This is a genomic window from Pilimelia anulata (assembly GCF_014647895.1).
Taxonomy (GTDB): Bacteria; Actinomycetota; Actinomycetes; order Mycobacteriales; family Micromonosporaceae; genus Pilimelia; species Pilimelia anulata.
Genome location: NZ_BMQB01000006.1, coordinates 36,918 through 60,055, shown reverse-complemented (window position 1 = coordinate 60,055; position 23,138 = coordinate 36,918). Strand labels below are relative to the sequence as shown.

The 23,138-nt window shown below is 76.1% G+C and carries 19 protein-coding genes; 11 read left to right on the top strand and 8 right to left on the bottom strand.

Features of this window, described 5'->3' with window-relative positions:
- The first annotated feature begins 69 nt into the window (after positions 1 to 69).
- Positions 70 to 3,354, top strand: coding sequence for a S8 family serine peptidase (locus IEY94_RS14455; protein ID WP_189170700.1), 3,285 nt, complete (start codon positions 70 to 72; stop codon positions 3,352 to 3,354).
- A gap of 72 nt (positions 3,355 to 3,426) precedes the next feature.
- Here IEY94_RS14455 and IEY94_RS14450 read toward each other — a convergent pair whose 3' ends face one another.
- Complete coding sequence (locus IEY94_RS14450) at positions 3,427 to 4,347, bottom strand: M28 family peptidase (protein WP_189170699.1); 921 nt, start codon at positions 4,345 to 4,347, stop codon at positions 3,427 to 3,429.
- A gap of 80 nt (positions 4,348 to 4,427) precedes the next feature.
- Positions 4,428 to 5,612, bottom strand: a complete 1,185-nt coding sequence (locus IEY94_RS14445; protein WP_189170698.1) for a trans-sulfuration enzyme family protein — start codon at positions 5,610 to 5,612, stop codon at positions 4,428 to 4,430.
- Between the two features lie 102 nt (positions 5,613 to 5,714).
- Between IEY94_RS14445 and IEY94_RS14440 the strand changes: the two genes are divergently transcribed.
- From IEY94_RS14440 to IEY94_RS14405, 8 genes are all read left to right on the top strand, one after another.
- Positions 5,715 to 6,185, top strand: coding sequence for an Lrp/AsnC family transcriptional regulator (locus IEY94_RS14440; protein ID WP_189170697.1), 471 nt, complete (start codon positions 5,715 to 5,717; stop codon positions 6,183 to 6,185).
- A gap of 289 nt (positions 6,186 to 6,474) precedes the next feature.
- Positions 6,475 to 6,948 (top strand): hypothetical protein, encoded by a 474-nt coding sequence (locus IEY94_RS14435; protein ID WP_189170696.1) that lies wholly within the window; start codon positions 6,475 to 6,477, stop codon positions 6,946 to 6,948.
- A 69-nt stretch (positions 6,949 to 7,017) separates the two neighbouring features.
- Positions 7,018 to 7,485: a hypothetical protein gene (locus tag IEY94_RS14430; protein ID WP_189170695.1), complete on the top strand. Its 468-nt coding sequence runs from the start codon at positions 7,018 to 7,020 to the stop codon at positions 7,483 to 7,485.
- A gap of 78 nt (positions 7,486 to 7,563) precedes the next feature.
- Complete coding sequence (locus IEY94_RS14425) at positions 7,564 to 8,181, top strand: hypothetical protein (protein ID WP_189170694.1); 618 nt, start codon at positions 7,564 to 7,566, stop codon at positions 8,179 to 8,181.
- Positions 8,178 to 9,278, top strand: coding sequence for a DMT family transporter (locus IEY94_RS14420; RefSeq protein WP_189170693.1), 1,101 nt, complete (start codon positions 8,178 to 8,180; stop codon positions 9,276 to 9,278). The genes IEY94_RS14425 and IEY94_RS14420 overlap by 4 nt, the downstream gene beginning before the upstream one ends.
- Before the next feature lie 173 nt (positions 9,279 to 9,451).
- A complete protein-coding gene (locus tag IEY94_RS14415; RefSeq protein WP_189170692.1) occupies positions 9,452 to 11,983 on the top strand; it encodes an FtsK/SpoIIIE domain-containing protein in 2,532 nt (843 codons plus the stop codon).
- Positions 11,980 to 12,597 (top strand): hypothetical protein, encoded by a 618-nt coding sequence (locus IEY94_RS14410; RefSeq protein WP_189170691.1) that lies wholly within the window; start codon positions 11,980 to 11,982, stop codon positions 12,595 to 12,597. Before IEY94_RS14415 ends, IEY94_RS14410 begins: the two co-directional genes overlap by 4 nt.
- A gap of 94 nt (positions 12,598 to 12,691) precedes the next feature.
- Positions 12,692 to 13,132, top strand: coding sequence for a MarR family winged helix-turn-helix transcriptional regulator (locus IEY94_RS14405; RefSeq protein WP_229783898.1), 441 nt, complete (start codon positions 12,692 to 12,694; stop codon positions 13,130 to 13,132).
- Between the two features lie 3 nt (positions 13,133 to 13,135).
- On the opposite strand, the gene folE is transcribed toward IEY94_RS14405, so the two are convergent.
- The 3 genes from folE to hpt form a co-directional block, all read right to left on the bottom strand.
- Positions 13,136 to 13,762: a GTP cyclohydrolase I FolE gene (folE, locus tag IEY94_RS14400; protein WP_189170963.1), complete on the bottom strand. Its 627-nt coding sequence runs from the start codon at positions 13,760 to 13,762 to the stop codon at positions 13,136 to 13,138.
- A gap of 47 nt (positions 13,763 to 13,809) precedes the next feature.
- Positions 13,810 to 15,864: an ATP-dependent zinc metalloprotease FtsH gene (gene ftsH / locus IEY94_RS14395; RefSeq protein WP_189170690.1), complete on the bottom strand. Its 2,055-nt coding sequence runs from the start codon at positions 15,862 to 15,864 to the stop codon at positions 13,810 to 13,812.
- A gap of 237 nt (positions 15,865 to 16,101) precedes the next feature.
- A complete protein-coding gene (hpt, locus tag IEY94_RS14390) occupies positions 16,102 to 16,677 on the bottom strand; it encodes a hypoxanthine phosphoribosyltransferase (protein ID WP_189170689.1) in 576 nt (191 codons plus the stop codon).
- 235 nt (positions 16,678 to 16,912) lie between these two features.
- Between hpt and IEY94_RS14385 the strand changes: the two genes are divergently transcribed.
- Positions 16,913 to 17,521 carry a histidine kinase gene (locus tag IEY94_RS14385; RefSeq protein WP_189170688.1) on the top strand — a complete coding sequence of 203 codons (609 nt, stop codon included), beginning with the start codon at positions 16,913 to 16,915 and terminating at the stop codon, positions 17,519 to 17,521.
- 54 nt (positions 17,522 to 17,575) lie between these two features.
- Here the strand turns inward: IEY94_RS14385 and tilS are convergent, their stop codons facing one another.
- The 3 genes from tilS to dacB form a co-directional block, all read right to left on the bottom strand.
- Complete coding sequence (tilS, locus tag IEY94_RS14380; RefSeq protein WP_189170687.1) at positions 17,576 to 18,652, bottom strand: tRNA lysidine(34) synthetase TilS; 1,077 nt, start codon at positions 18,650 to 18,652, stop codon at positions 17,576 to 17,578.
- A complete protein-coding gene (locus tag IEY94_RS14375) occupies positions 18,649 to 19,692 on the bottom strand; it encodes an Rv3626c family coenzyme F420 biosynthesis-associated protein (RefSeq protein ID WP_189170686.1) in 1,044 nt (347 codons plus the stop codon). Before IEY94_RS14375 ends, tilS begins: the two co-directional genes overlap by 4 nt.
- A 106-nt stretch (positions 19,693 to 19,798) precedes the next feature.
- The gene (gene dacB / locus IEY94_RS24015) at positions 19,799 to 22,108 is read right to left on the bottom strand and encodes a D-alanyl-D-alanine carboxypeptidase/D-alanyl-D-alanine endopeptidase (RefSeq protein ID WP_268244842.1); all 2,310 of its coding nucleotides are present in this window, start codon (positions 22,106 to 22,108) and stop codon (positions 19,799 to 19,801) included.
- 500 nt (positions 22,109 to 22,608) lie between these two features.
- Between dacB and IEY94_RS14365 the strand changes: the two genes are divergently transcribed.
- Positions 22,609 to 23,127 (top strand): inorganic diphosphatase, encoded by a 519-nt coding sequence (locus tag IEY94_RS14365; RefSeq protein WP_189170685.1) that lies wholly within the window; start codon positions 22,609 to 22,611, stop codon positions 23,125 to 23,127.
- The last annotated feature ends 11 nt before the right edge of the window (positions 23,128 to 23,138 follow it).

The window sequence follows — 23,138 nt, the reverse complement described above, 5'->3', positions numbered from 1 at the left end:
CAGAGTGACCCGCCCACGACACTCCGATGTGCGGGAGCGGGTCACCCGATTCGCGTACGGAGGCAGTTCGTGAATCAGCACTCCCGCCCCGCCCGCACGGGCGTCGGGCTCCTCGCCGCCGGCCTCGTGGCGGGTGGCCTGGCGATAGCGGCCCCGGCCGCGGCGGCGCCGCCCGCCGCCGGCCCCGGCCCGGTCAACCCGGTGGCGGCGGACCCGCCCAAGGACGCCCCGGTCGACACCCTCGACCCGCAGGACATGCGGCTGCTCGCGGAGGCGACCGCGAAGCACGCCCGGTTCGTCGACCTCATCGTCGCGACCGACAAGGGCCGCACCGGCGCCGTCGCCGGCAAGCTGGCCGGGCTCGGCGCGCTGGTGGCCAAGCGCAGCGACGAGCTGGGGTACCTGCACGTCCGCATCCCGACCGGGTCCGCGGTCGCGGCGGCGAAGCTGCCCGGCGTGGCCGCGGTCGACTTGAACGAGCGGCTGCGCGAGCCCGAGCCGGCCCGGCCGGCCGCGGGCAAGCGCGGCCCGAACAAGCCGTCGCCGGACGCGCCCGGCGCGGGGACGAAGGCCGACAACCCGTTCATGCCGATCCGCGAGACCGGCGTGGTGGAGTTCCAGAAGGCCAACCCGGCCGCGGACGGCCGGGGCGTCACCATCGGCATCCTCGACTCGGGCGTGGCCGTCGACCACCCGGCGCTGGCGAAGACGACCACCGGCGAGCGGAAGATCGTCGACTGGTTCACCGCGACCGCGCCGCTGGTGGAGAACGACGGCACCTGGGTGCCGATGCTGACCGCGGTCACCGGGCCGACGTTCACCCTGGACGGCAAGACCTGGACGGCGCCGGCCGGCGCGTACCGGTTCGGGCTGTTCAAGGAGGCCGTCACGGACGCGGCGTCCGGCTGCGAGAACTGCGGCGACGCCAACCGCGACGGCGACAAGACCGACGAGTTCGGCATCCTGTACGACCCGGTGACGAACGACATCCGGGTCGACGCCGACCTGGACAACGACTTCACCGACGGGCCGGCGCTGCGGCCGTACAAGGAGAAGTTCCAGGTCGAGTACTTCGGCACGGACAAGCCGGAGACGCCGGTCGCCGAGCGGCTGCCGTTCACCGTCGAGTTCCGCGAGGACGTCAGCGCCGCGCCGCTGGGCCGGCCGGGCGTGGTCGACGTGGTCAACATCGGCATCGTGGACGGTTCGCACGGCACCCACGTCGCCGGCATCACCGCGGCGAACGACCTGTTCGGCAACGCGGTGTTCGACGGCGCGGCGCCCGGCGCCAAGCTCGTCTCGGCCCGGGCCTGCACGTTCGGCGGCGGCTGCACGGCCGCGGCGCTGACCGACGGCCTGGTGGAGCTGGTCACCAAGCGCAGGGTCGACGTCGTCAACATCTCGATCGGCGGCCTGCCGGCGCTCAACGACGGCGCCAACGCCCGCGCGGTCCTGTACAACCGGGTGATCACCGACTACGGCGTGCAGCTCTTCGTGTCGGCGAGCAACTCCGGGCCGGGCATCAACACCGTCGGCGACCCGTCGGTGGCCGACAAGGTGGTCTCGGTCGGCGCCAGCGTCAGCAAGGCGACCTGGCTGAGCAACTACGGCTCGGCGGTCAGGAACGACCAGGGCCTGTTCACCTTCTCCTCGCGCGGCCCGCGCGAGGACGGCGGGTTCAAGCCGGAGGTCGTCGCGCCGGGCTCGGCGATCTCGTCGACGCCGCTGTGGCAGAACGGGTCGCCGGTCGCCGAGGCCGGGTACCCGCTGCCGCCGGGGTACGCGATGTTCAACGGCACCTCGATGTCCGCGCCGCAGGCCACCGGCGCGGCGGCCGTGCTGCTGGGCGCCGCCCGGGCCAAGGGCCAGCCGGTGACGCCGGCGCTGCTGCGCCGGGCGCTGTTCAGCTCGGCGAAGCCGCTGGCCGGCTACCCGACGTACGCGCAGGGCTTCGGCCTGATCTCGGTGCCGGGCGCGTGGAAGCTGATCGAGAAGAACCCGGACGCCCGGATCTACTCGGTCGACGCCCCGGTCTGCACGCCGCTGTCGGACAAGCTGACCCGGCCGCACCGCGGCGCCGGCCTGTACAACCGGTGCGCGCCGGCCGCGGGCGGGCACCGGGCGAATGAGCAGAAGACGTACAAGGTCACCGTCACCCGGGCCACCGGCCCGAAGGGCGCTATCGCGCACAACCTGAAGTGGGTCGGCAACGACGGCACGTTCAGCGCGCCGGCGACGGTCAACCTGGTCCGCGGCCAGGCGGCCACCGTCGAGGTCACGGCGAAGCCGGGGCCGGGCGTGCACAGCGCGATCCTGGCCGTGGACGACCCGGCCAGCCCGCTGGTCGACGCCGAGGTGTCCACCGTGGTCGCGGCGCCGAACGCGCGGCTGACCGGCCCGGACTTCGGCCAGCAGGTGCGCGGCTCGATCGACCGCAACAACGCCCGCTCCTGGCTGGTCGACGTGCCGGCCGGGGCGACCGCGCTCCAGGTGCACCTGTCGGACATCGCCACCGGGTCGCAGACCCGGTTCCTGGCGATCAACCCGTACGGCGTGCCGATCGACAGCTCGTCCAGCCTGAACTGCTACACCAACTTCTCCGACGCGAAGGTGTGCGACCCGGTCCGCCGCTCGTACGCCGCGCCGATGCCGGGGCTGTGGGAGTTCACGGTCGAGTCGCGGCGCACGTCGCCGACGCTGGACAACCCGTTCTCGCTGACGGCGACCGCGCTCGGCATCAAGGTGGCGCCGGAGGTGCTGACGATCCCGTCCGCGCCGGCGAACACCGACGTGCCGGTGAAGTGGTCGCTGACGAACACGTTCGCCGGCACCGCGGTGACCGGGCGGGCGGGCCCGCTGGGCAGCCTGAAGTCGGCGCGGCCGACGATCGCGGTCGGGGCGGAGCAGCGGTACACGGTCGACGTGCCGGCGGGGGCGCAGAAGTTCAGCGCCACCATCGGCAAGCCCGCCGACCTCGGCGCCGACCTGGACCTGGCGGTGGAGTTCAACGGCCGGGTCGTGGGCCAGGCAGCGGACGGCGACTCGGAGGAGTCGGTGACGCTGGCCAGCCCAGCGGCCGGGCAGTACACGGTGGTGGTCAGCGGGTACGCGATCCCGGCGGGCAGCACGGCGTACGACTACGTGGACGCGTACTACGCGCCCGCGCTGGGCTCGCTGCGCCCCGCCGCCGGCTCGCTGACCCTGGCCAACGGCGCCAAGGCCGACCTGACCGGGGTGCTGCGCACCGCGGGCGGGCCGGGCGCGGACCGGAAGCTGACCGGCGACCTGGAGCTGGTCACCGAGTTCGGCACGGTCGTCGGCCGCGGCACGGTCGTGGTCAACAGCGTGAAGTGACCGGCGCCTGATCGCGGAAGCGGCCCGCCACGGACATCCGTGGCGGGCCGCTTCCTGTGCGCGGGAGTGTGGCTACGGGCGGGCGGTGCGCTGGGCGCCGGTCAGCTTCCAGAACACGCGGGCGATGGCGCTGCTCGCGTGGCCCATCGAGACGTCGCCGACGTTGGTGATCGTGTCGCACCGGGCGTGGTAGCACGGGTCGTCGTCGTCGCCGATGCCGCTGACCTTGATGCCGGCGCTCTTGAACGACGAGTGGTCCGAGCTGCCGCCCCAGTTGATCCCGCGGGTGGTCAGCTTCTTGGCGTCGAAGTACTCCTTGAACAGCGCGCTGATGTCCGAGGAGTCGCTGTAGATGCCCCAGCTCTTGATGTTCTTCTGGCCGACCATGTCGAAGTTCAGGTAAAACTTGATCTTCTTCTTCTCGTCGGCGGAGAGGCCGGCGACGTACTTCTTCGAGCCGATCAGGCCCAGCTCCTCGGCGCCCCACCAGCCGAACCGCATCCGCATGGTCGGCTTGACCTGCGAGCGGGCGACGGTGAGCGCGTTCTCCAGGACGGCGGCCGAGCCGGAGCCGTCGTCGTTGATGCCGGGGCCGGCGGTGACCGAGTCGAGGTGGGCGCCGATCATGCCGACCTGGTTCGGGTCGCCGTGCGGCCACTCGGCGATCACGTTGTAGCCGGTGGCGCCGTTGTGCGAGAAGCTCTGCACGTCCACGGTGAAGCCGGCGGCCTTGAGCTTGCCCTCGATGTAGTCGACGGACGCCTTGTAGCCGGGGCGCCCGTGCGCCCGGGTGCCGCCGTTCTGCTCGCCGATCTTCTGCAGTTCGGTGAGGTGGGCCACCGCGGCGGAGCCGGGGATCTCCGGCGGGTCGGCGGGGACGAGCTGTTCGGCAACCGCCGCGGTGGGGTTCGCGGCGGCACTCGTCACGCCGAGCATTCCGGCGACGACGGCGAGTGCTGTTGTACCGGCCAGGATGGGGGTTCGTAGCCGCATTGCGATCTCCTCGACGGGGGTGGAGGGGCCGGGGTGGATGACCGGGCCCACCATACGTGGCATAGACGTATGTCGAAAGGTTATGGAACGGCGACGGCCCCGTCCAGGGCTGTGACCAGGTCAGACCAAAGATCAGCCGGATCCTCCAGCCCCACGGACAGCCGCAGGAGCGCCGCGGCCGGGGCGGCGTCGCCGGTCACCGGGCGGTGGGTCAGCGACGCCGGGTGCTGGATCAGCGTGTCCACCCCGCCGAGCGAGACGGCGTGCGCGATCAGCTTGCAGCCGCCCGCGACCGCCGCCGCCATCGGCCCGCCGCCGGCCACCTCGAACGCCAGCACGGCGCCCGGCCCGGCGAGCTGCCGGCCGAGCAGCCCGGCCGGGTCCGCGCCGGGCAGGCCCGGGTAGTGCACCGCCGTCACCGCCGGGTGGCCGGCCAGCCTGGCGGCCAGGTCGCGGGCGCCGTCCTGCGCCGTCCGGACCCGGACGTGCAGCGTCTGCAGGCCGCGATGCAGCAGGTACGCGGCGAGCGGGTGGACCAGGCCGCCGGTGATCGCCCGGACCCGGCGCAGCGCCGCGCCCCAGCGCGGCCCGCAGGCGACGACGCCGCCGAGCGCGTCGCCGTGCCCGCCCAGGAACTTCGTCGCCGAGTGCAGCACCAGGTCCGCGCCGTGCCGGGCCGGCTGCTGGAGGACCGGCGTCGCGAACGTGTTGTCCACCAGCACCGGCACGTCGCCGGCCGCGGCGCGCAGCCGGTCCAGGTCGCACAGCCGCAGGTCCGGGTTGGCCGGCGTCTCGACCAGCACCAGGCCGGTGTCCGGGCGCAGCGCCGCGGCCACCCCGTCCGGCGCCGCCCAGGTCACCTCGGTGCCGAGCAGGCCGCTGGCCAGCAGGTGGTCGGAGCCGCCGTACAGCGGGCGCACCGCGACGACGTGCGGCCGGCCCTCCTGCACGCTGGCCAGCAGGACCGCGGTCAGCGCCGCCATGCCGGAGGCGAACGCCACCGACTCGGGCAGCCCCTCCAGCGCGGCCAGCGCCTCCTCGAACCGGGCGACCGTCGGGTTCCACAGCCGCTGGTACACCGGGCTCTCGCCGTTCACCGGGCGGCCGCCGGTGGCGAGCGTCTCGTAGCTGTCCCCGCCGGCGGCCACGCCGGGCAGCGGGTACGTCGTGGACAGGTCGATCGGCGGCACGTGCGCCGGCAGGTCGCCCAGGCCGGAGCGCCCGCCGTGGACGGCGTCGGTTTCGGAGAAGGTGCGGTTCCACATACCGGCGATGGTGAGTTCGTACGGGCGACTTGGCAAGGAGGCCGAACATTGTTCGGCGAACCGGTGAAGTTGCCGCACGGAGACGTTCATGGATCCGGCAGAATGGGCCCCGTGCCGAACGACGCCCTCGACGCCCTGGACCGCGCGCTCGTCCGCCTGCTGGTCGCCGACGCCCGCACCCCGAACGCCGCCCTCGCCGCCGCCCTCGGCATCGCGCCGTCCACCTGCCTGGCCCGGGTCCGGGCGCTGCGCGAGCGGGGGGTGCTGCGCGGATACCACGCCGAGGTCGACCTCGCCTCCCTCGGCCGCCCCCTGCAGGCGATGGTCGCCGTCCGGCTCGCCCGGCACGAACGCGGGCAAGTCGCTCGATTCCGGTCGCGCGCCCAGAGTTTGCCGGGGGTTCTCGCGCTGTACCACGTCACCGGACGCACCGATTACCTGTTGCACGTGGCAGTTGCCGACGCCGACGCGCTCCGCGACTTCGTCACCGACGCGCTCCTCGGCGAACCGGACGTCGCCCACGCCGAGACGAGCCTGATCTTCGAGCACCTGCGCGGTGCGCCGCCGACGTAAGTCAAGACCCTCGATGGGGGGAATCCGCGGACATCATTGACCGAACGTACCGTCACCGCCGCACGGAACGCGGCGGCCATCGACGCCCGTCCCGGGACCGCCCGGGCCGGGTGACTTACCGCGACCGGCGGAACACCGGAGTTCACCGATGCATGCCGCAACGCGGGATCGGCGGGGACCGTTCCCCTCAGTGATCGAGATGGTTCGCGCCGCCGGCACTCGCGACCCCAGCGCGGGGGTCGGCGGCCCCGGACCGTCCCAGGAATAGTCACGAGGGAGTTCCGTCCGCATGAAGATCACCAAGCGCTCCGCCGTCGTCGCCAGCGCCGCCGCCGCCACCCTGGCCATTGTCGGCGGAGTCGCCTTCGCCGCCTGGTACGAGGAGGGCACCGGTACGGCGTCGACCACGGCGGCCGAACTCCAGCCCATCGTCGTGGAGGGTGCGGTGATCAGCACGCCGGCGCTCAAGCCGGGTGCCACTCGCGATTTCGTGCTGACGCTGAACAACCCGAACGCGGACGCGCTGACCATCGCGGGTATTGCGCTGAACCCGTCCGTCTCGGCCACCCCGTCGGCGTGCAACGCCGGCGACGTCTCGCTGAACACGAGCGCGCCGCTGTCCCGCACCGATCTGCCCGGCAACCAGACCGTCACGGTCACGATGACGGGGGCGGTTTCCATGGTGGCTCCCGCCACGGCGGACAACGACTGCCAGGGCGCAACCTTCAGCATCCCGGTGAAGGTCACCGCCAACCTGGCCTGACGGCATTCGGGGGTGGACTCGCACCCGGAGTCCACCCCCGCCACCCGTCCGCCGACGGGAAGGAGGACCGTGCACCCCGTTCGCAAGCGATACATCGCGGCCAGCAGCGCGCTGCTCGTCACGGTCGTGGGCGCGGCCGCGTGGGCGAACTGGCACGAAGTGGCCGAAGCGCTCGCCCTGACGAGCAGCCAGGACCTGCAACCGGCGCAAATTGTCGGCGTGACCGTCACCGACCAGCCCATCAAGCCGTTCAAGCACAACGGACTGCACATCGTCGTGCACAACCCGAACCCCTACGCGGTGCGGATCAGCCGCATCACGTTGGACGGCCCGATCGCCGTGCAGCCCGGCCACCCCCAGTGCGTGAAGACCGGCCTGACCCACGGGTTCCCCTTCTTCCCCAACAAGGCGATCGAGGCGAACAAGAACGGCACCATTCTCGGCACGAATCTGATTTCGATGACTTCGGCGTCGGACAACGGCTGCCAAGGGGCGAGCTTCCACTTCCCCCTGCGGCTGCGCACCACCGCCGACTGAGGACTGTGTGGGGTCGGGTCGATCCGTCCCCCGGGCCCGATCCCACACAGCGCGGTACCGAATAGCGAAAGGCAGTCGATGAACCGGCGCACCGTCTACGCCCTCGCCGCGGGCGCCATCGTCGTCGCCGGAATCCTGACCGGCTCCGCCTGGGCCGCCTGGTTCACCACCTCGACCGCCACCGCCACCGCCACCGTCGCGCCCTGGGTGACCACTCCCCCGCCGACCCCCGCCGCCACCCCCGGACCGGTCGCCCCCGCGGTCACCGTCCGCAAGTACCGGGTCACCCTCACCTGGCCGGCGACCGCCCGCCGCGGCGACAGGGGGTACGAGGTGCGGCGCCGCCCCGCCGCGTACCGCTCCTCCTCCCCCGGCCCCGGCTGCACCGGCGTCCTGCGCCAGCCGGCCTGCACGGTCCGGGCCTCGGACCGCGGCCGCTGGCAGTACCGGGTCCGGGTGCTCCGGCACCGCGGCGCCGGGCCGTGGGGCCCGTGGTCGGCGCCGGTCGCGGTACCGGGTGTCACCACCCCGCGACCGCCCGCCACGCCGCCGCCCGCGCCGAACCCGACGCCGACCCGGCGGCCGCAGCCCACGCCGCCGCCCGCCACGCCCGGGCCGACCCCGCCGCCGCCCGGGCCGACCGCCACACCCACCGCCCCGCCGGCCGCGGCGCTCGCGCCGGCCGCGCAGCGGTGACGGCGCCGGCCACGCCGCGCCCCGCCCCCGCCGCGCCGGCCTGGCGCGACCCCACGACCGTCGCGCTGCCGGTGATCGGGCAGCGCCCGGCCGGGCGGAACCGGGCCGGGCGCGCCGCCGTACCGGTGGGGGTGCCCGCGGTCCTGCTCGCGGCCGCCCTCTGGGCCACCGTCGGGCCGGCGGCGGCGCTGCTGCCGGACGGGACCGACCCGCTGGCCGTCGGGGCCGCCCGGATGCTCGGCGGCGGGGTGCTGTTCGCGCTGCTCGGCTGCCGGCCGGCGGCGCTGCGCCGGCTGCGGGCCATCCCGGACGCGCTGCCCGTGGTGCTGGTCGCGGCCGGCGGGATGGCGATCTACCAGGGCTGCTACTTCTCCGCCATGCACCTCACCGGGGTGGCGGTCGGGTCCGTGGTGACGGCCACCAGTACGCCGATCTTCACCGGGCTGGCCGCCGTGCTGCTGCGCCGGGGGCGGCCGGGGCGGCGCTGGTACCTCGGCACCGCGCTCGCCGTCGCCGCCAACGCCTGCCTGGTCCTCGGGCCGGGCGGCGGGACGGTCAGCGCCGCCGGGGTGCTGTGCGGGCTGGCCGGCGGGGCCGCGTACGCCGGGTTCGCGACGGCCTGCGGGGTGGCCGTGGGCAAGGGGGCCGCGTCGCCGACGGTGATGGCCGTCAGCCTGCTCGGGGCGGGGCTGGCGATGACGCCGCTGGTCGCGCTGACCGGGGTGGGGTGGCTCGCCGCGCCCGGCGCGCTGATCGTTGTCGGCTATCTCGCGGCGGCCGGGACGGTGGGGGCGTACCTGCTGTTCGGGCGGGGGTTGGAGCGGACCGCGCCGGCGACCGCGACCAGCCTGGCGCTGATCGAGCCGGCGCTGGCCGCGCTGCTCGGGCTGCTGCTGCTGCGCGAGACGCCCGGCGCCAGCACCGCCGCGGGGCTGCTGGTGATGGCGGCGGCGCTGGCGGCGTTCACCCTGCACCGGGGCGCGGGCGCGGCGACGCCGTGGGGTCTGACGTGGACCATCCTGCCGGCCCGGCCGGGCGGGGCGCACCGCCGGGCGTTCGGCGGCGGGCGGCGCGGCGAAGGCGATCCCTCCACGTAGGCCGGTGCGGCGCGGGGACGGTTCGTCCCGGTACGCCGGGGCACTCGACGCGGTCCGCGGGGCGCCGGCGGGCCGGCCCGCGGGAGTGACGGGCGGGCCGGCACGGGCTGCCGCGCGCACATCCGGAATACAGTCTGCGCTACGGTCTTACCCGGGCATGGGAGGTGCGGGCGGTGACGACGCGACTTGGCGAGGCCGCCACGCTGTACCGGCAGGCCAGCGCGACCGCGACCGCCGTCGCCGCGCTGCTGGACACCCCGCCGCCGAGCGCCCCGCCGCGGACCGACCTGCCGGCGCTGGCCGGGCGGCTGGGCAAGGCCGCCGTGGCGCTGGCGCCGGGCTGGCTCGGCGCGCCGCTGGTGGAGGGCTTCACCGCCGACTTCGGTACCGCCCCGCGGCCCCGGTTCGTCCGGCTCGGGGTGGGCCGGCCGCGCGGCGACGCCCAGTTCCCGGTCGTCGTACCGCTGCTCGGCGAGGGCCACCTGGAGCTGGACCGGGACGCCCGGGACCCGCGGGTCGCCGGCCTGCTGCGCACGCTGCTGCTGCGGCTGCTGGCCGCGGTACCGGCGGGGTCGCTGCTGGTCCGGACGGTCGACCCCGGCGGGGGCGGGGTGTTCGCGCCGTTCGCGCCGCTCACCGACGCCGGGATCATGGCCCCGCCCGCGGTCGACGCGCACGGGCTGCGCGCCCTGCTCACCGAGGCGGAGCAGTGGATCGCGCCGGAGCGCGGCCGGCGGCCCCGGCACGACCGGCACCTGCTGCTCCTCGCCGCCGGGCTGCCGACGGGGCTGACCAGGGCCGACCTGGCCCGGTTCGGGGCGCTGGCCCAGCACGGGCCGGACGCCGCGCTGCACCTCGTGCTCGCCGGCTGGCCGGGCGCGCCGACCGCCGCCGACCCGGTCGCCCGGCCCCTGCCGCGGGCCACCCGGGTCGCGGTCGGCGACCGGTACGCGCTGGTCGGCGACCCACCCGGGGCGCTGTTCGGCGTACCGGGGGCGGCCCGGCCGGGGGCGTCCGGCGGGTTGAACGCGCCCGTCGTGCTCGACCCCGAGCCGCCCGGCGCGCTCGTCGCCCGGCTCTGCGCGGCGGCCGGCGTGGCCGGCAGCGGCGCGCTGCGCCTGGCCGACCTGCTGCCCGCCGACGAGGCGCCGCTGTGCGCGACCGAGGGCGTCGGCACGCCGGTCGGGGCGGACGGCGACCGGCCGATCGAGCTGCGGCTCAACGACCTCACCCCGCACTGGCTGATCAGCGGGCGCCCCGGCGCCGGCCGGTCGGCGTTCCTGCTCAACGTCGTGCACGGGCTGGCCGCCCGGTACCGGGCGGCGGAGTTGGAGCTGTCCGTGGTCGACCTGGGCGACGGCGGGGTCGCCGCCGAGGTGGCGCCCGGCGAGGACGGCTGGCTGCCGCAGGTCCGGGTGGTCGGCGTGGCCGCGGACCGGGAGTACGGGCTCGCCGTCCTCCGCGAGCTGGCCGGCGAGCTGCGCCGGCGCGAGCGCGCCTGCGCGGGGCTGGGCGTGCCGGGGTACGCGCAACTGCGGGCCACCGGGCCGCAGCTCCCCCGGCTGGTCTGCGTGATCGACGACTTCCCCCGCCTGGTCGGCGCCGACGACCGGCTGACCGCGGACGCGTGGGCCCTGCTGGACGACCTGGCCCGGCGCGGGCGCACGTACGGGGTGCACCTGGTCCTGGCCGGCGGCGCCATGCGCGACCTGCCGCAGCTCGCCAGCACCCGGGAGGCGCTGGGCGGGCAGTTCCCGGTCCGGGTGGCGCTGCCCGGCGGCGGGGACGTGCTCGACCCGACCAACGACGCGGCGGCGGGGCTGGCCCTCGGTACGGCGGTGATCAACACGGCGGGCGGCTTCGGCGGGCCGCGCGGGGCGACCCGCGGGCACGAGAAGACGATCCGCTTCCCCGACCCGTACGCCAGCCGGGCGACGCTGGACGCGCTGCGCCGCCGCGGCTTCACCACCCGCACCCCGGACGGCGGGCCGCCCGCGGTCTTCCACGGCGGCGCGGTCCCGGCGCTGGCCGACGACCCGACGTACCGGGCGGCGCTGGCCGGGCGGGTCACCCGGTCGGCGGTGCTGCTCGGGCACACGATCGAGCTGCCCCGGGCGACGGCGGCGTTCGCGCTGGACAAGTCCGCCGGCCGGCACCTGGCGATCGTCGCGCCCGGCGGCGAGGGCGCGCACCTGCTGGACACCGCCGCCCGGTCGCTGGCCATTCCGGACCGGCCGACCCGGTTCGTGGTCTGCGCGGCGGAGCCCGACGGCGCGGCGGCCGCGGACACGCTGGCCAAGGAGCTGTCCGCGGCGCACGAGGTGGACCTGGTCGACGCCGGCGGCCTGCGGTACGCCCTGGACGGGCCGGCCTGCGTGATCGTCTTCGGCATGGACGCCCTGCTGGACACCGGCCAGCTCCCCCCGGAGACCCTGCGCGAGCTGCTGCACGGCGGGCCGGCCCGGGGCATCCACGTGGTCTCCTGGTGGCGCAGCGCCCGCCGGCTCAGCGACGCGCTCGGCGCCCGCGGCCGGGACGACCTGGCCGGGCTGGTGTTCCTGGACGTGTCCGGGATCGACGTGGCCGCGCTGACCGGGCAGCCGCTGGACTGGCGGTACCGGCCGCAGCGCGCCCTGTTGTTCGACCGGCACGCCGACCGGGCCTCGGTGATCGTGCCGTTTGCCCCGGCGGGGGCCGCCCGGTGAGCCAGGACCTGTGGGGCGAGTACGTGGCCGCGACGCAGGAGCTGGACCTCGTCCAGCGGGCCGCCGGCGAGGCCGGCTCCGCGGCGCCGGACGCCGTCCGCAACGAACTGGACGCCCTGCGCGACCGGCTGGTCACCCAGCGGACCCGGTTGGTCAGCGCCGGCCTGACCGCCGAGCTGGCCCCCGTACCGGCCGAGGCGCACGCCGCCGCCGAGGCCGTCGGCGCCGACCCGGGCCGGGCGCTGACCGCGCTGCGCCGGGCCGCGGCGCTCGCCGACGCCGCCGACGCGCTGCTGGCCCCCGCGGCGCTGGCCGGCCCGGCCGCGCCGGCGGGGCCGGGCGCGTGGCAGCGCAACCTGCTCGTGTACGGGCCGTTCGCGGCGGTCGCGTTCGTGGTGAACCTCGTGCTGTACGCGGTCGGCGGCACCCCCGCGTCCGCGCTGGCGCTGGTCTGGATGACGGGCATGGCGCTGCTGGCGTACGGGCTGGGCTGGCTCGTCGTCGGCCTGATCGCCGGGGTCGGCCCGGCGGTGCGGACGCTGGACCGCACGCCGCTGGTCGGCGCGGCGGCGTGCGCGCTGCCGCTGCTGTTCGCGCTGGCCGGGCTGGCCTGATTCACCCCGTCGGGGCACGGCCGAAACGTCATACGTCCCGGTACGATCGCATTGGTCGGTTATTGGGGTACGACGCTGGGGCTCTGGGTACACATTGCTGCCGAACGCGCAGAACGTCGACATCGGACACCTCGGCACGGTCCTGGACGGCCTGCTCGACCTGCTCCGCCGGGCGCACGCCGAGCCGGTCAGCCGGGCCACCGCCGGTACGCTGCGCCGGCTCGCCGCGCACGGTCCGCAGCGGCTGTCCGCGCTGGCCGCGGCCGAGGGGGTGACCCAGCCCGGCATGACGCAGCTCGTCTCGCGGCTGGAGCGGGCGGGGCTGGCCGAGCGGGTGCCCGACCCGGCGGACGGGCGTGCGGTCCGGGTCCACCTGACGCCGGCCGGGCGGGCCGCGGTGCGGCGGCGCCGGGCCGAGCGGGCGGCGGCGCTGCGCGCGCTGCTCACCACGCTGCCGCCGGCCGACCACGACGCGCTGTCCGCGGCCCTGCCGGCGCTGGACCGGCTGGCCCGCGCCTCGGCGGGACCCGGCTGACCGTCAGCGGCGCAGGATCAGCGACATCGCCTCGGCCCGGGACTTGCCGTCCTCCTTGAACAGCCCCCGCACCGCCGAGGTGATCGTCTGCGCGCCGGCCTTGCGGATGCCGCGCATCTCCATGCACAGGTGCGCGCACTCCAGCACCGCGATCACCCCGCGGGCCGACAGCGCCGACATCAGCAGGTCGGCGATCTGCGAGGTCAGCCGCTCTTGCACCTGCGGCCGCCGGGCGTACACGTCGACCAGGCGGGCCAGCTTGGACAGTCCGGTGATCCGGCCGTCGTCGCCCGGGATGTAGCCGATGTGGGCGACGCCGCGGAACGGCAGCAGGTGGTGCTCGCAGAGCGAGATCACCTCGATGTCGCGGACCAGGACCAGCTCGTCGTGGTCCGCCTCGAACGTCGTCGTCAACACCCGCGCCGGGTCGACCCGCAGCCCGGCGAACAGCTCCGCGTACGCCCGGGCCACCCGGCCCGGGGTGCGGCGCAGGCCGTCCCGGTCCGGGTCCTCGCCGAGCGCGATCAGGATCTCCCGCACCGCGGCCTCGATCCGCGGCAGGTCCACGGCGTCCTCGACCGGCCCGCCGGTGAGCCGGCCGTCGACCAGCCGGGCGGCGAGGTGGTCCAGGACAGGGTGCTGCTCCCCCGGCGCGGGGGCGTCGTCGTGCCGGCCGGTCAGGGCGTGCCGTCCCCGCCCGGCCCGGCCGGGGCCGGGGTGTCGCCGTCGCCGGACCCGTCGGCTGCGGGCGCGCCGCCCGCGGCCGCCGGGGCGCCGCCGTTGCTCGCCGGGACGCCGTTGCCCGCGCTGTCCACGGGCGTCGGGACCGCCGGCGTACCCGAGCGGCGGCGCTTGCCGTTGCCGCTGTACGGGGCCATCGGCGGGCGCTTCTCCACCCGGGCGCAGATGCGCGCCATGTCGGCCGTGGAGATGGTCTCCTTCTCCATCAGCTCGACGACGATGCTGTCCAGCACGTCCCGGTACTCGACCAGGATCTCCCACGCCTCGTCGTGCGCCAGCTCGATCAGCGAGCGCACCTCCGCGTCGATCTCGGCGGCGACGGTGTCGGAGTAGTCGCGCTCGTGCCCGTACGTGCGGCCGAGGAACGGCTCGTCGCCGGTCGTGCCGTACTTGACGGCGCCGAGCTTGCTGCTCATGCCGTACTGGGTGACCATCGCCCGGGCCAGGTTCGTGGCCTTCTCGATGTCGTTGCCGGCGCCGGTGGTCGGCTCGTGGAAGATCAGCTCCTCCGCGGCCCGCCCGCCCAGCGCGTACGCCAGGGTGTCGATCATCTCGGCCCGGGTCTGGGTGTACTTGTCCTCGGTCGGCAGCACCAGGGTGTGCCCGAGCGAGCGCCCGCGGGACAGGATCGTCACCTTGTGCACCGGCGCGGAGTGCGGCAGCGCCCAGGCGACCAGCGCGTGCCCGCCCTCGTGGTACGCGGTGATCCGCTTCTCGTTCTCGCTCATCACCCGGCTGCGCCGCTGCGGGCCGGCGACCACGCGGTCGATCGACTCCTCGAGGAACTCGTTGCCGATCGCCCGCTTGTCGTTGCGGGCGGCCAGCAGCGCGGCCTCGTTGATGACGTTGGCCAGGTCGGCGCCGGTGAAGCCGGGGGTGCGCCGGGCGACCGAGTCGAGGTCGACGTCGGGCGTGAACGGCTTGCCCTTGGCGTGCACCTTGAGGATGGCCTTGCGGCCCTCCATGTCCGGGGTGTCCACGGCGATCTGCCGGTCGAACCGGCCGGGCCGCAGCAGCGCCGGGTCGAGGATGTCCGGCCGGTTGGTGGCCGCGATGAGGATGACCCCGCCCTTGGCGTCGAAACCGTCCATCTCGACCAGGAGCTGGTTGAGGGTCTGCTCCCGCTCGTCGTGCCCGCCGCCCATGCCGGCGCCGCGGTGCCGGCCGACGGCGTCGATCTCGTCCACGAACACGATCGCCGGGGCGTTGCTCTTGGCCTGCTCGAACAGGTCCCGGACCCGGCTGGCGCCGACGCCGACGAACATCTCGACGAAGTCCGAGCCGGAGATCGAGTAGAACGGCACCCCGGCCTCGCCGGCCACCGCCCGGGCGAGCAGCGTCTTGCCCGTACCGGGCGGGCCGAACAGCAGCACGCCCTTGGGGATCTTGGCGCCGAGGGCCTGGTACTTCGCCGGATTCTGCAGGAAGTCCTTGATCTCGTGCAGCTCCTCGACGGCCTCGTCGGCGCCGGCCACGTCCGAAAACGTGGTCTTGGGCATGTCCTTGGAGACCATCTTGGCCTTGGACTTGCCGAAGTTGAGGACCCGCGAGCCGCCGCCCTGCATCTGCGACATGAAGAAGAACAGCAGCAGGACCAGGAAGACGATCGGCAGCAGGTTCAGCAGCAGGCTGACGAGGATGCTGTCCTCGTTGCGCTCGGTGTCGTACTCCTTGATCCGGCCGGCGCCCGCGGACGCCTGGATCTGCTCGAAGAACTTCGTCGCCGCGCCGCTGGGGTACTGCGCCTGGATCCGGGTGGTCTCGACCTTGCCGTACTTGGCGGGGGACTCCAGGTCGAGCTGGACGGTCTGCTCCTTGTCCTGGATCAACGCCTTCTTGATCTGGGCGTTGGCCAGCTTCTCCTGCAACTGCGAGGTGGTCACCGCGTGGTAGCTGGAGCCGCTGGCGAAGAAGGAGCTGAGCAGGACCGCGCCGACGATCACCAGGATGATCCAGACCACCGGCCGGCGGAAGAAACGCGTACGTTCCATGCTGTAGTCGGGCGCGCGCCCGGATCCTCCTGATCGACGTCCGTCACACGACGCCGGCACACCCTTACCGGCCCTTCGCACGCTCCCCGCGACCGGTGCCGCGACGGAGGGTGACGACGAACCGCGGCGAGCCAGCGCGGCGGGCCGGTCATGGTAGACGACCGGCTATTCGACGTTACACCGTCACCGGCTACGCATGGGCGCGGGCGTCTCCGGCAGGGCCGAAAGGGCGCCGGCTCAGCCGCGCTGGTACACCTCGGGCTTGAGCACGCCCACGAACGGCGCCTCCCGGTAACGCTCCGCGTAGTCCAGCCCGTACCCGACGACGAACTCGTTGGGCAGGTCGAAGCCGACGTGCCGGACCGGCACCTCGACCCGGACGGCGTCCGGCTTGCGGAACAGCGCGACCACGTCCACGCTGGCCGCGTTCCGCGACTCCAGGTACCGCAGCAGCCAGGACAGGGTCAGCCCGGAGTCGACGATGTCCTCGACCACGACGACCCGGCGGCCGGCGATGTCCCGGTCCAGGTCCTTCATGATCCGGACGACGCCGGACGAGGCGGTGCCGTGCCCGTACGACGAGACGGCCATGAATTCCAGCTCGGTCGGCGGCCCGATCCGGCCCAGCGCCCGGGAGAAGTCGGCCATGAACATCAGGGCGCCCTTGAGGACGCAGACGAGGAGCAGCCCATCGGTGGCGTCGGCGTGCTCGGCGGCGACCTTGGCCGCCAGCTCGCGGACCTTCTCCTGGATCTCCTCCTCGGTCAGGATCACGCGGTCGATGTCGGCGTCGTACCAGGAGCCGTCAGCCATGCACCCAGGGTGCCGCATCCCGTGCGCCGACGTACACCGGGGACCCCCACTTCCGATCCGCCCCATTCGCCTGTTTCGCAGGCGTCCGCCGGCCCGATCCGGGCTTGTCCGTCCGCCGCGCGGCGGCCCCCGCCGGCCCGAACGGATGGTTCGCGCGGCGGCGTCAACCGGGACCGGGCGGGGTCGCGTACCCCCGGTCGGCTGCGAGCGGCGCGGCGGGAAGGCGGGCGATGAATTGAGCAACGATCTGTACGGGGTGGCGCCCGCCCGCTGGTACCCCGACCGCTGGGACACCGTCCGGCGCATCGTCGCCGACCGGCTCGCCGGCCTGACCCGCCCCCGGCCCGGCCCGCCCGCGGCCGCCGGGGAGCCGCTGCCGCCGAACCAGGTCCACCTCGTCACCGCCCTGGAGGCGGCGCTGATCGGGATGCGCGGGCGCGGGCGGGCGATCACGGCCAGCCAGCCGTACGAGGTGGGCGGCGTGCTCGCCCCGCTGGTCGTGCTCGGCCGGACCGCCGCCGACTCGGTGTGCTGGGAGGTGCCCGACGACCTGTACGCGCACGGGCACGCCGACGCGCTCGCCCACGTGGTGCTGGCGCTGCTCGCCAACGCCGCCCGGCACGCCCCCGGCCGGGCGGTGACGGTCGCCGCGGAGCCGGTCGGCGGGTTCGTCCGGGTGTCGGTGGCCAACGACGTGGCCGAGGGCGCGGCCGGGGTGCCGGCGCCCGGTGTGGGGCTGCGGGTGTGCGGGCGGATGGTCGTGGCGGAGGGCGGGCGGATGCACGTCCAGCCGGGCGTGCACGGCCGCTGGCGGGTCCTCCTGGACCTCCCCGCCGCCGCCTGAGTCGCTGCCGCACCCGTTCCCCAGCCCGAATCGCCGCACCGCAGTGCGCCGCGTTCAGGGGGCGGCGGGGCCGTCGAAGTGCAGGAGGTCGCCGGCGCGGCGGGCGCGCAGGCCGCCCGGCAGGTCGATCGGGCCCTGGCCGCGCCAGTTCGTGACCAGGGCGTCCACGGCGGCCACGTGGCGGTGGGCCAGCGCCCCGCCGGGGGCACCGCGGGCGAGGGCGCTGGCGTGCAGGGCCCGGGTCCGCACGGCCGCGGGCAGCCCCGCGAGCACCGACACCCGCAGCGCCCCGGACGGGTCGACGCCGCCCGACCCGGCGGCTCCGGCGCGGACGCTTGCGCCGGACGGGGCGTGGTTCGGCGGTGCGGGGTCCGGGGTCAGGGCGTCAGTGAGGGCGGCGGCGGCGAGGGCGTCCAGGGCCGCGTTGTCGGCGGCGATCATGGTCGCCGAGCGGGCCAGGTTCGCCACCACCCTCTCGCCGAGGGCGTCGACCAGCGCCGGCAGCGCCGTCGCGCGGACCCGGCTGCGGGCGTACGCGGGGTCCGCGTTGTGCGGGTCCTCCCACGGTGCCAGGCCCAGGTCGGCGCAGGCCCGCCGCGCGGTCGCCCGGGGCAGGTCGAGCAGGGGGCGGACGAGGTCCGTCCCGCGGTACGGGCGCACCGCCGGCATGCCGGCCAGGCCGCGCGGCCCGGCGCCGCGGGCGAGCGCCAGCAGCACGGTCTCGGCCTGGTCGTCGCGGGTGTGGCCGAGCAGGACGGCGGCGGCGCCGTGGGCCGCCGCGGCGGCGGTCAGCGCCGCGTACCGGGCGGCGCGGGCGGCGGCCTCCGGGCCGCCGGGGCCGGTGCTGTCGACGGTCGCCACGTCGGCCGGTTCCAGGCCCAGCTCGCGGCCGCGGGCGGCGACCGCGCGGGCCCGCTCGCCCGCGCCGGGCTGGAGGCCGTGGTCGACCGTGACCAGGCCCGCGCGCAGGCCCAGCCCGGGCGCGACGAACGCGGCCGCCGCGGCCAGCGCCAGCGAGTCGGCGCCGCCGGAGCAGGCGACGAGCACGGGGGCACCCCCGCCGGCGTACGGCAGCAGGGCGGCCCGGACCGCCACCCGGACGGCGGCGACGGCGGCCGGCGGGCCGGTCACGCGGCGGTGTCGTGCACCCGGGCGATCCAGCGCTCGGGGGCGGTCAGCTCGTCGAGGTGCGGCAGCGCCAGCGGCGAGGCGAAGACCCGGTTGAAGCCGGCCATCCCGACCCGCTCGACCACGCCGTGCACGAACGTGCGGCCCTCGGCGTACTGGCGCATCTTGGTCTCGACGCCGAGCAGCCGGCGGAGCAGCCGGTCGACGGCGTTGCCGCCGCGGCGGCGGGCGTTGAAGCCGGCGCGGATCGTCGCCACGCTCGGGATCACCTCGGGGCCGACCTCGTCCATGACGAACTCCGCGTGGCCCTCCAGCAGCGTCATCAGCGCGGTGATCCGGTCCAGCACCGCGCGCTGGGCCGGGGTGGCGACCAGCTCGACCAGCGAGCCCTTGCCGTCGCGGGCGGCGCCGGCCAGGCCGGCCAGGCCGCGGCGGAGCCGCTCCACCAGGTCGCCGGGGTCGCCGGCCGCCTCGACGAACTGGGCGATCTCGGCGAGGAAGTGGGCGCGCATCCACGGTACGGCGGTGAACTGGGTGCGGTGCGTCACCTCGTGCAGGCACACCCAGAGCCGGAAGTCGCGCGGGTCGGCGCCGAGCCGGCGCTCGACGTCCACGATGTTCGGGGCGACCAGCAGGAGCTGGCCGGGGTCGCCGGCGAAGACCTCGTACTGGCCGAGGACCCGCCCCGACAGGTACGCCAGCACCGTCCCGGCCTGGACGCCGCTGAGCCGCGCGCCGACGGCGGTGGCCACCGGGCCGGGCTGCTTGCCGTCGGCGAGCGTGCCGATCAGCGGGCCGATCACCCGGCGCAGCCCGTCGACGTTGGCCCGGGCCCAGTCGGCGCGGTCCACCACCCGGACCGGCGGGTGCGCGACCGCGGCCCGCAGCCCGGTGAACGCCGCCACGTGCCCGGCCGCCTCCTCGGTCAGCCGGCGCAGGTCGGCGACGACGGCCCGCGCCTCGGCCAGCTCGATGGCCGGCCCGGTGCGGCCGAATGCGCCCGCGGTGCCGGCGGCCAGGTCCCAGTCCACGAACTGCCCCATCCGCCCACCGTACCCGCGCCGCGCCCGCCCGACTCCCACCGCGAGCCGGGGTGCCGACAGGGCGGGCCCGGCGGGGCCGCGTGCGGGCCGGACCCGGGCGGTGGGGTCAGCGGCAGCCGCAGGTGGCCAGGGCGGCGGCGAGGTCGTCCAGGGCGGCCTCGGTCTCGAACGGGCCCAGCGGCGAGTTGTTCGCCAGCGCGGCGAACGCCAGCGTCCGCCCGCTCGCCGTGGTCACCACGCCGGCCATGGCGTTGACGTCGCGCAGCGTCCCGGTCTTGGCCCGGACCACGCCCCAGCCGGGCCGCGCGGACCCGTCCGCCGCCCGGAACCGCCGCTGCAGGGTGCCGGACCAGGCGCCGACCGGCAGCCCGTCGTACAGCCCGGCCAGCGTCGGCTTCTCCCCCGCCGCGGCGATGACCCCGGTCAGCAGCTCCGCCGAGAGCAGGTTGCGCCGGGACAGCCCGCTGCCGTCGGACAGCGTCCGCCCGGCCCCGGACAGCCCCAGGTCCGCCAGCACCGCCCCGGTGGCCGTGGCGGCCCCGGCGAACGACGCCGGCTCCTGCCGGGCCAGCGCGACCTGCCGGGCGAGCGTCTCGGCGACGATGTTCTCGCTGTCGGCGAGCATGACGTCCACGAGCCGCTGCAGCGGCGGCGACTCGACCCAGCCGAGCACGGTGCCGGGGGCGGGCGGGGTGCCGCTCGGCGCGGTGGCGCCGGGGGCCACTCCGCCGGTGGCCGGCGGTTCTGCGGCGGTCGGGTCGGCGGGATCGGGGCCGGCGGGGTCGGCGGCGGTGGGGTCGGCGGCGGCGCGGCGGGCGGCGGCGCCGGCCGGCGGGGGTGCGGGGGCGGTGCCGCGGGCGACCGTACCGGCGCCGAGCAGCGCGGCGAACGCCCGCCCCGCCGCCAGGTCCGGCGTCGGGTGCCGCGGCGTGGGCGCCTCGTCGCCGGGGTGCGCCCGGCCGGCGTTGATCATCAGGGCGGTGACCGCGCCGCCGGAGCCGCCGGTGGGGATGTCGGAGTCCCAGCCCGTGCCGAACACCGGCCCGGTGAACAGGGACGTGTCCACCAGCACCCGGCTCGGGCGGCGGCCGCCCAGCGCCGCCCGGACCCGGGCGGCGAGCCGGTCCAGCCGGGCCGCGAACGGGTAGGTGCCGGCGCCGTCGGCGCTCAGCGTCGGGTCGCCGCCGCCGACCAGCACCACGTCGCCGGGGCGCTCGCCGGCCACGGCGCGGGTGGCGATCCGGTACGCCGGGCCGCGCGCGGACAGCACCGCCAGCGCGGTCACCAGCTTCATCGTCGAGGCGGGGATCAGCGGGGCGGCGGCCCGCCGGTCGTACAGCACGGCGCCGCCGTCCAAATCCACCACCGAGACGCCGACGGCGCCGCCGATGCCGGCCCCGCCGAGGACGGCGTCGAGCGCGGTCCGCACGCCCGCGGCGGTGGCGGCGGTGCCGTCCGCCGCGGTCAGGACGGGCGGCGCCGCCGGGACCAGCGCGGGGCCGGCGGCCGGCGCGGCGCGGCGGTCGCCGAGCAGGCGGTCGAGCGCGCCGGCGCGCTGGGCGACGACGCCGGCGCCGCCGAGCAGGGCGAGGACGAGGCCGGCGGCGAGCCCGACGAGCAGGCGGCGGGACCGGCGGCGCGGCCGCACGGCCGTCCCCTGCGGCGCGAGCGGCGGTGCGGCCGGGGGCGCAGCGTGCGCGCCCGGCGGAGCGTTCCCGGGCACTGTGGGACCGGGCGGAGCGATTCCCACCGGACCGCCGGCGCCCGGACCGCTGCCCGCCGGGTCGCCGCCGGCCGGGCCGCTGCCCGCCGGGGTGATGCCGGGCGGGGCGGTGCCGGGCGGGGCTGTTCCCCTCGGGGCGGTTGCCGGTGGGGTGGCGGAGGAGGTCGCCGAGTGGGTCTCGGGAGAGGTGACGCTGCCGGCGGGCGGTGCGGTCGGGCTGGCGGGCGGTACGGTCGCGCCGGCACCGGCGGGTACCGGGGCCACGCCGGCGCGCGTCGGTCCGGAGCGGGCGGCCGTGGCCGGCTGTACCGGACCTGCCGAGCCGACCTGCGGCGCGGGCGGGACGGGGGCGGCGACGCCGGGCAGCACGCCCGGCGGGGGCGGCGGGATGGAGGCGAACCGCGGGGCGGCCGGCGGGGCGGCGGCCGGTGGGGGCGGCCACGGCACGGCCGACGCGCTCGCCGACCAGGCCGCCGTCGGCAGCCGCGGCACCGACCGCAGCGTGGGGTCCGCGCCGCCGTCGGCCGACGGTACCCCGGCCGGGGCGGCGGGTACGGCCGGGCCGCCGGCCATCGCCGCGGCGGGCCCAGCGGCGGCGGGCCCAGCGGAGCCGGCGGTCGGGCCGGGCGGGTTGCCGAGGTCCTCGGTGCGGTCCCCGTCGTCGGCGCGGGCGGCCGGGAAGTCCCGGGTCACGCCGTCGCCGGCGCCCGCGCGGGGCGGTACGGAGAGGTCCTCGGTCCGGTCCGGATCGTCGGGCGCACCCGCCGAAGCGGAGCCCTGCTCACGTTGCGTGACCCCCGTACCGGCCCCGAACGGGGGAACAACCCCGCCGCCGGCCGGTCCGCCCGCCGGATCGGGCGGGGCACCGGGCCCGCTACCCGGACCCCCGCCGGCACCCGGCGGAGGCGGCACGGCGGCACCCTCCGCCCCACCCGGCACGCCCGGGCGCACCGCGCCCGACACACCGCCGGAACGGGACGAATCCGCGGCGGGTCGACCGTACGGCTGCTCCAGCGTCGGTTCCTCGGACGGATTTCCGCCACCGGCCGCCGGAGTTGCGTCGGCTTCGACAGAATCGTCCTGTGAACCTCGCCTCCCCACCCAGCCCTCCTCACGCGTCCGTCCCGGTCCTACGGGACACTACTCACAGCCGGCCAACGGCGGCGACGGAGAACAGTAACGAGGAGCGTGGAATGGACTTCGACGTCACGGTCGAGATCCCCAAGGGTCACCGCAACAAGTACGAGGTCGACCACGTCACGGGTCGTATCCGCCTGGACCGGACGCTGTTCACTTCCACCCAGTATCCCGCCGACTACGGCTTCGTCGACAACACGCTCGGTGAGGACGGCGACCCGCTGGACGCGCTCGTGCTGATTCAGGAGCCGACGTTCCCGGGCTGCCTGGTCCGCTGTCGGGCGATCGGCATGTTCCGGATGACGGACGAGAAGGGCGGCGACGACAAGCTGCTCTGCGTACCGGCGGACGACCCGCGGATGGAGCACCTGCGCGACATCCACCACCTCGCCGAGTTCGACCGGCTGGAGATCCAGCACTTCTTCGAGGTGTACAAGGACCTGGAGCCCGGCAAGTCCGTCGAGGGCGCGACCTGGGTCGGCCGCACCGAGGCCGAGGCCGAGATCCTGAACTCGCGGAAGCGGTTCGCCGAGGCCGAGGCCACCGCGGCCGAGAACGGCGGCGCCGCCCACTGACGCACCCCGGT

Coding starts and splice junctions, on each gene's coding strand:
- IEY94_RS14435 (WP_189170696.1), top strand. CDS start 6,475: ATGAAGATCACCAAGCGCTCCGCCGTCGTCGCCAGCGCCGCCGCCGCC.
- IEY94_RS14440 (WP_189170697.1), top strand. CDS start 5,715: ATGGGCCCCGTGCCGAACGACGCCCTCGACGCCCTGGACCGCGCGCTC.
- IEY94_RS14375 (WP_189170686.1), bottom strand. CDS start 19,692: ATGGGGCAGTTCGTGGACTGGGACCTGGCCGCCGGCACCGCGGGCGCA.
- ftsH (WP_189170690.1), bottom strand. CDS start 15,864: ATGGAACGTACGCGTTTCTTCCGCCGGCCGGTGGTCTGGATCATCCTG.
- hpt (WP_189170689.1), bottom strand. CDS start 16,677: ATGGCTGACGGCTCCTGGTACGACGCCGACATCGACCGCGTGATCCTG.
- IEY94_RS14365 (WP_189170685.1), top strand. CDS start 22,609: ATGGACTTCGACGTCACGGTCGAGATCCCCAAGGGTCACCGCAACAAG.
- IEY94_RS14425 (WP_189170694.1), top strand. CDS start 7,564: ATGAACCGGCGCACCGTCTACGCCCTCGCCGCGGGCGCCATCGTCGTC.
- IEY94_RS14450 (WP_189170699.1), bottom strand. CDS start 4,347: ATGCGGCTACGAACCCCCATCCTGGCCGGTACAACAGCACTCGCCGTC.
- IEY94_RS14445 (WP_189170698.1), bottom strand. CDS start 5,612: ATGTGGAACCGCACCTTCTCCGAAACCGACGCCGTCCACGGCGGGCGC.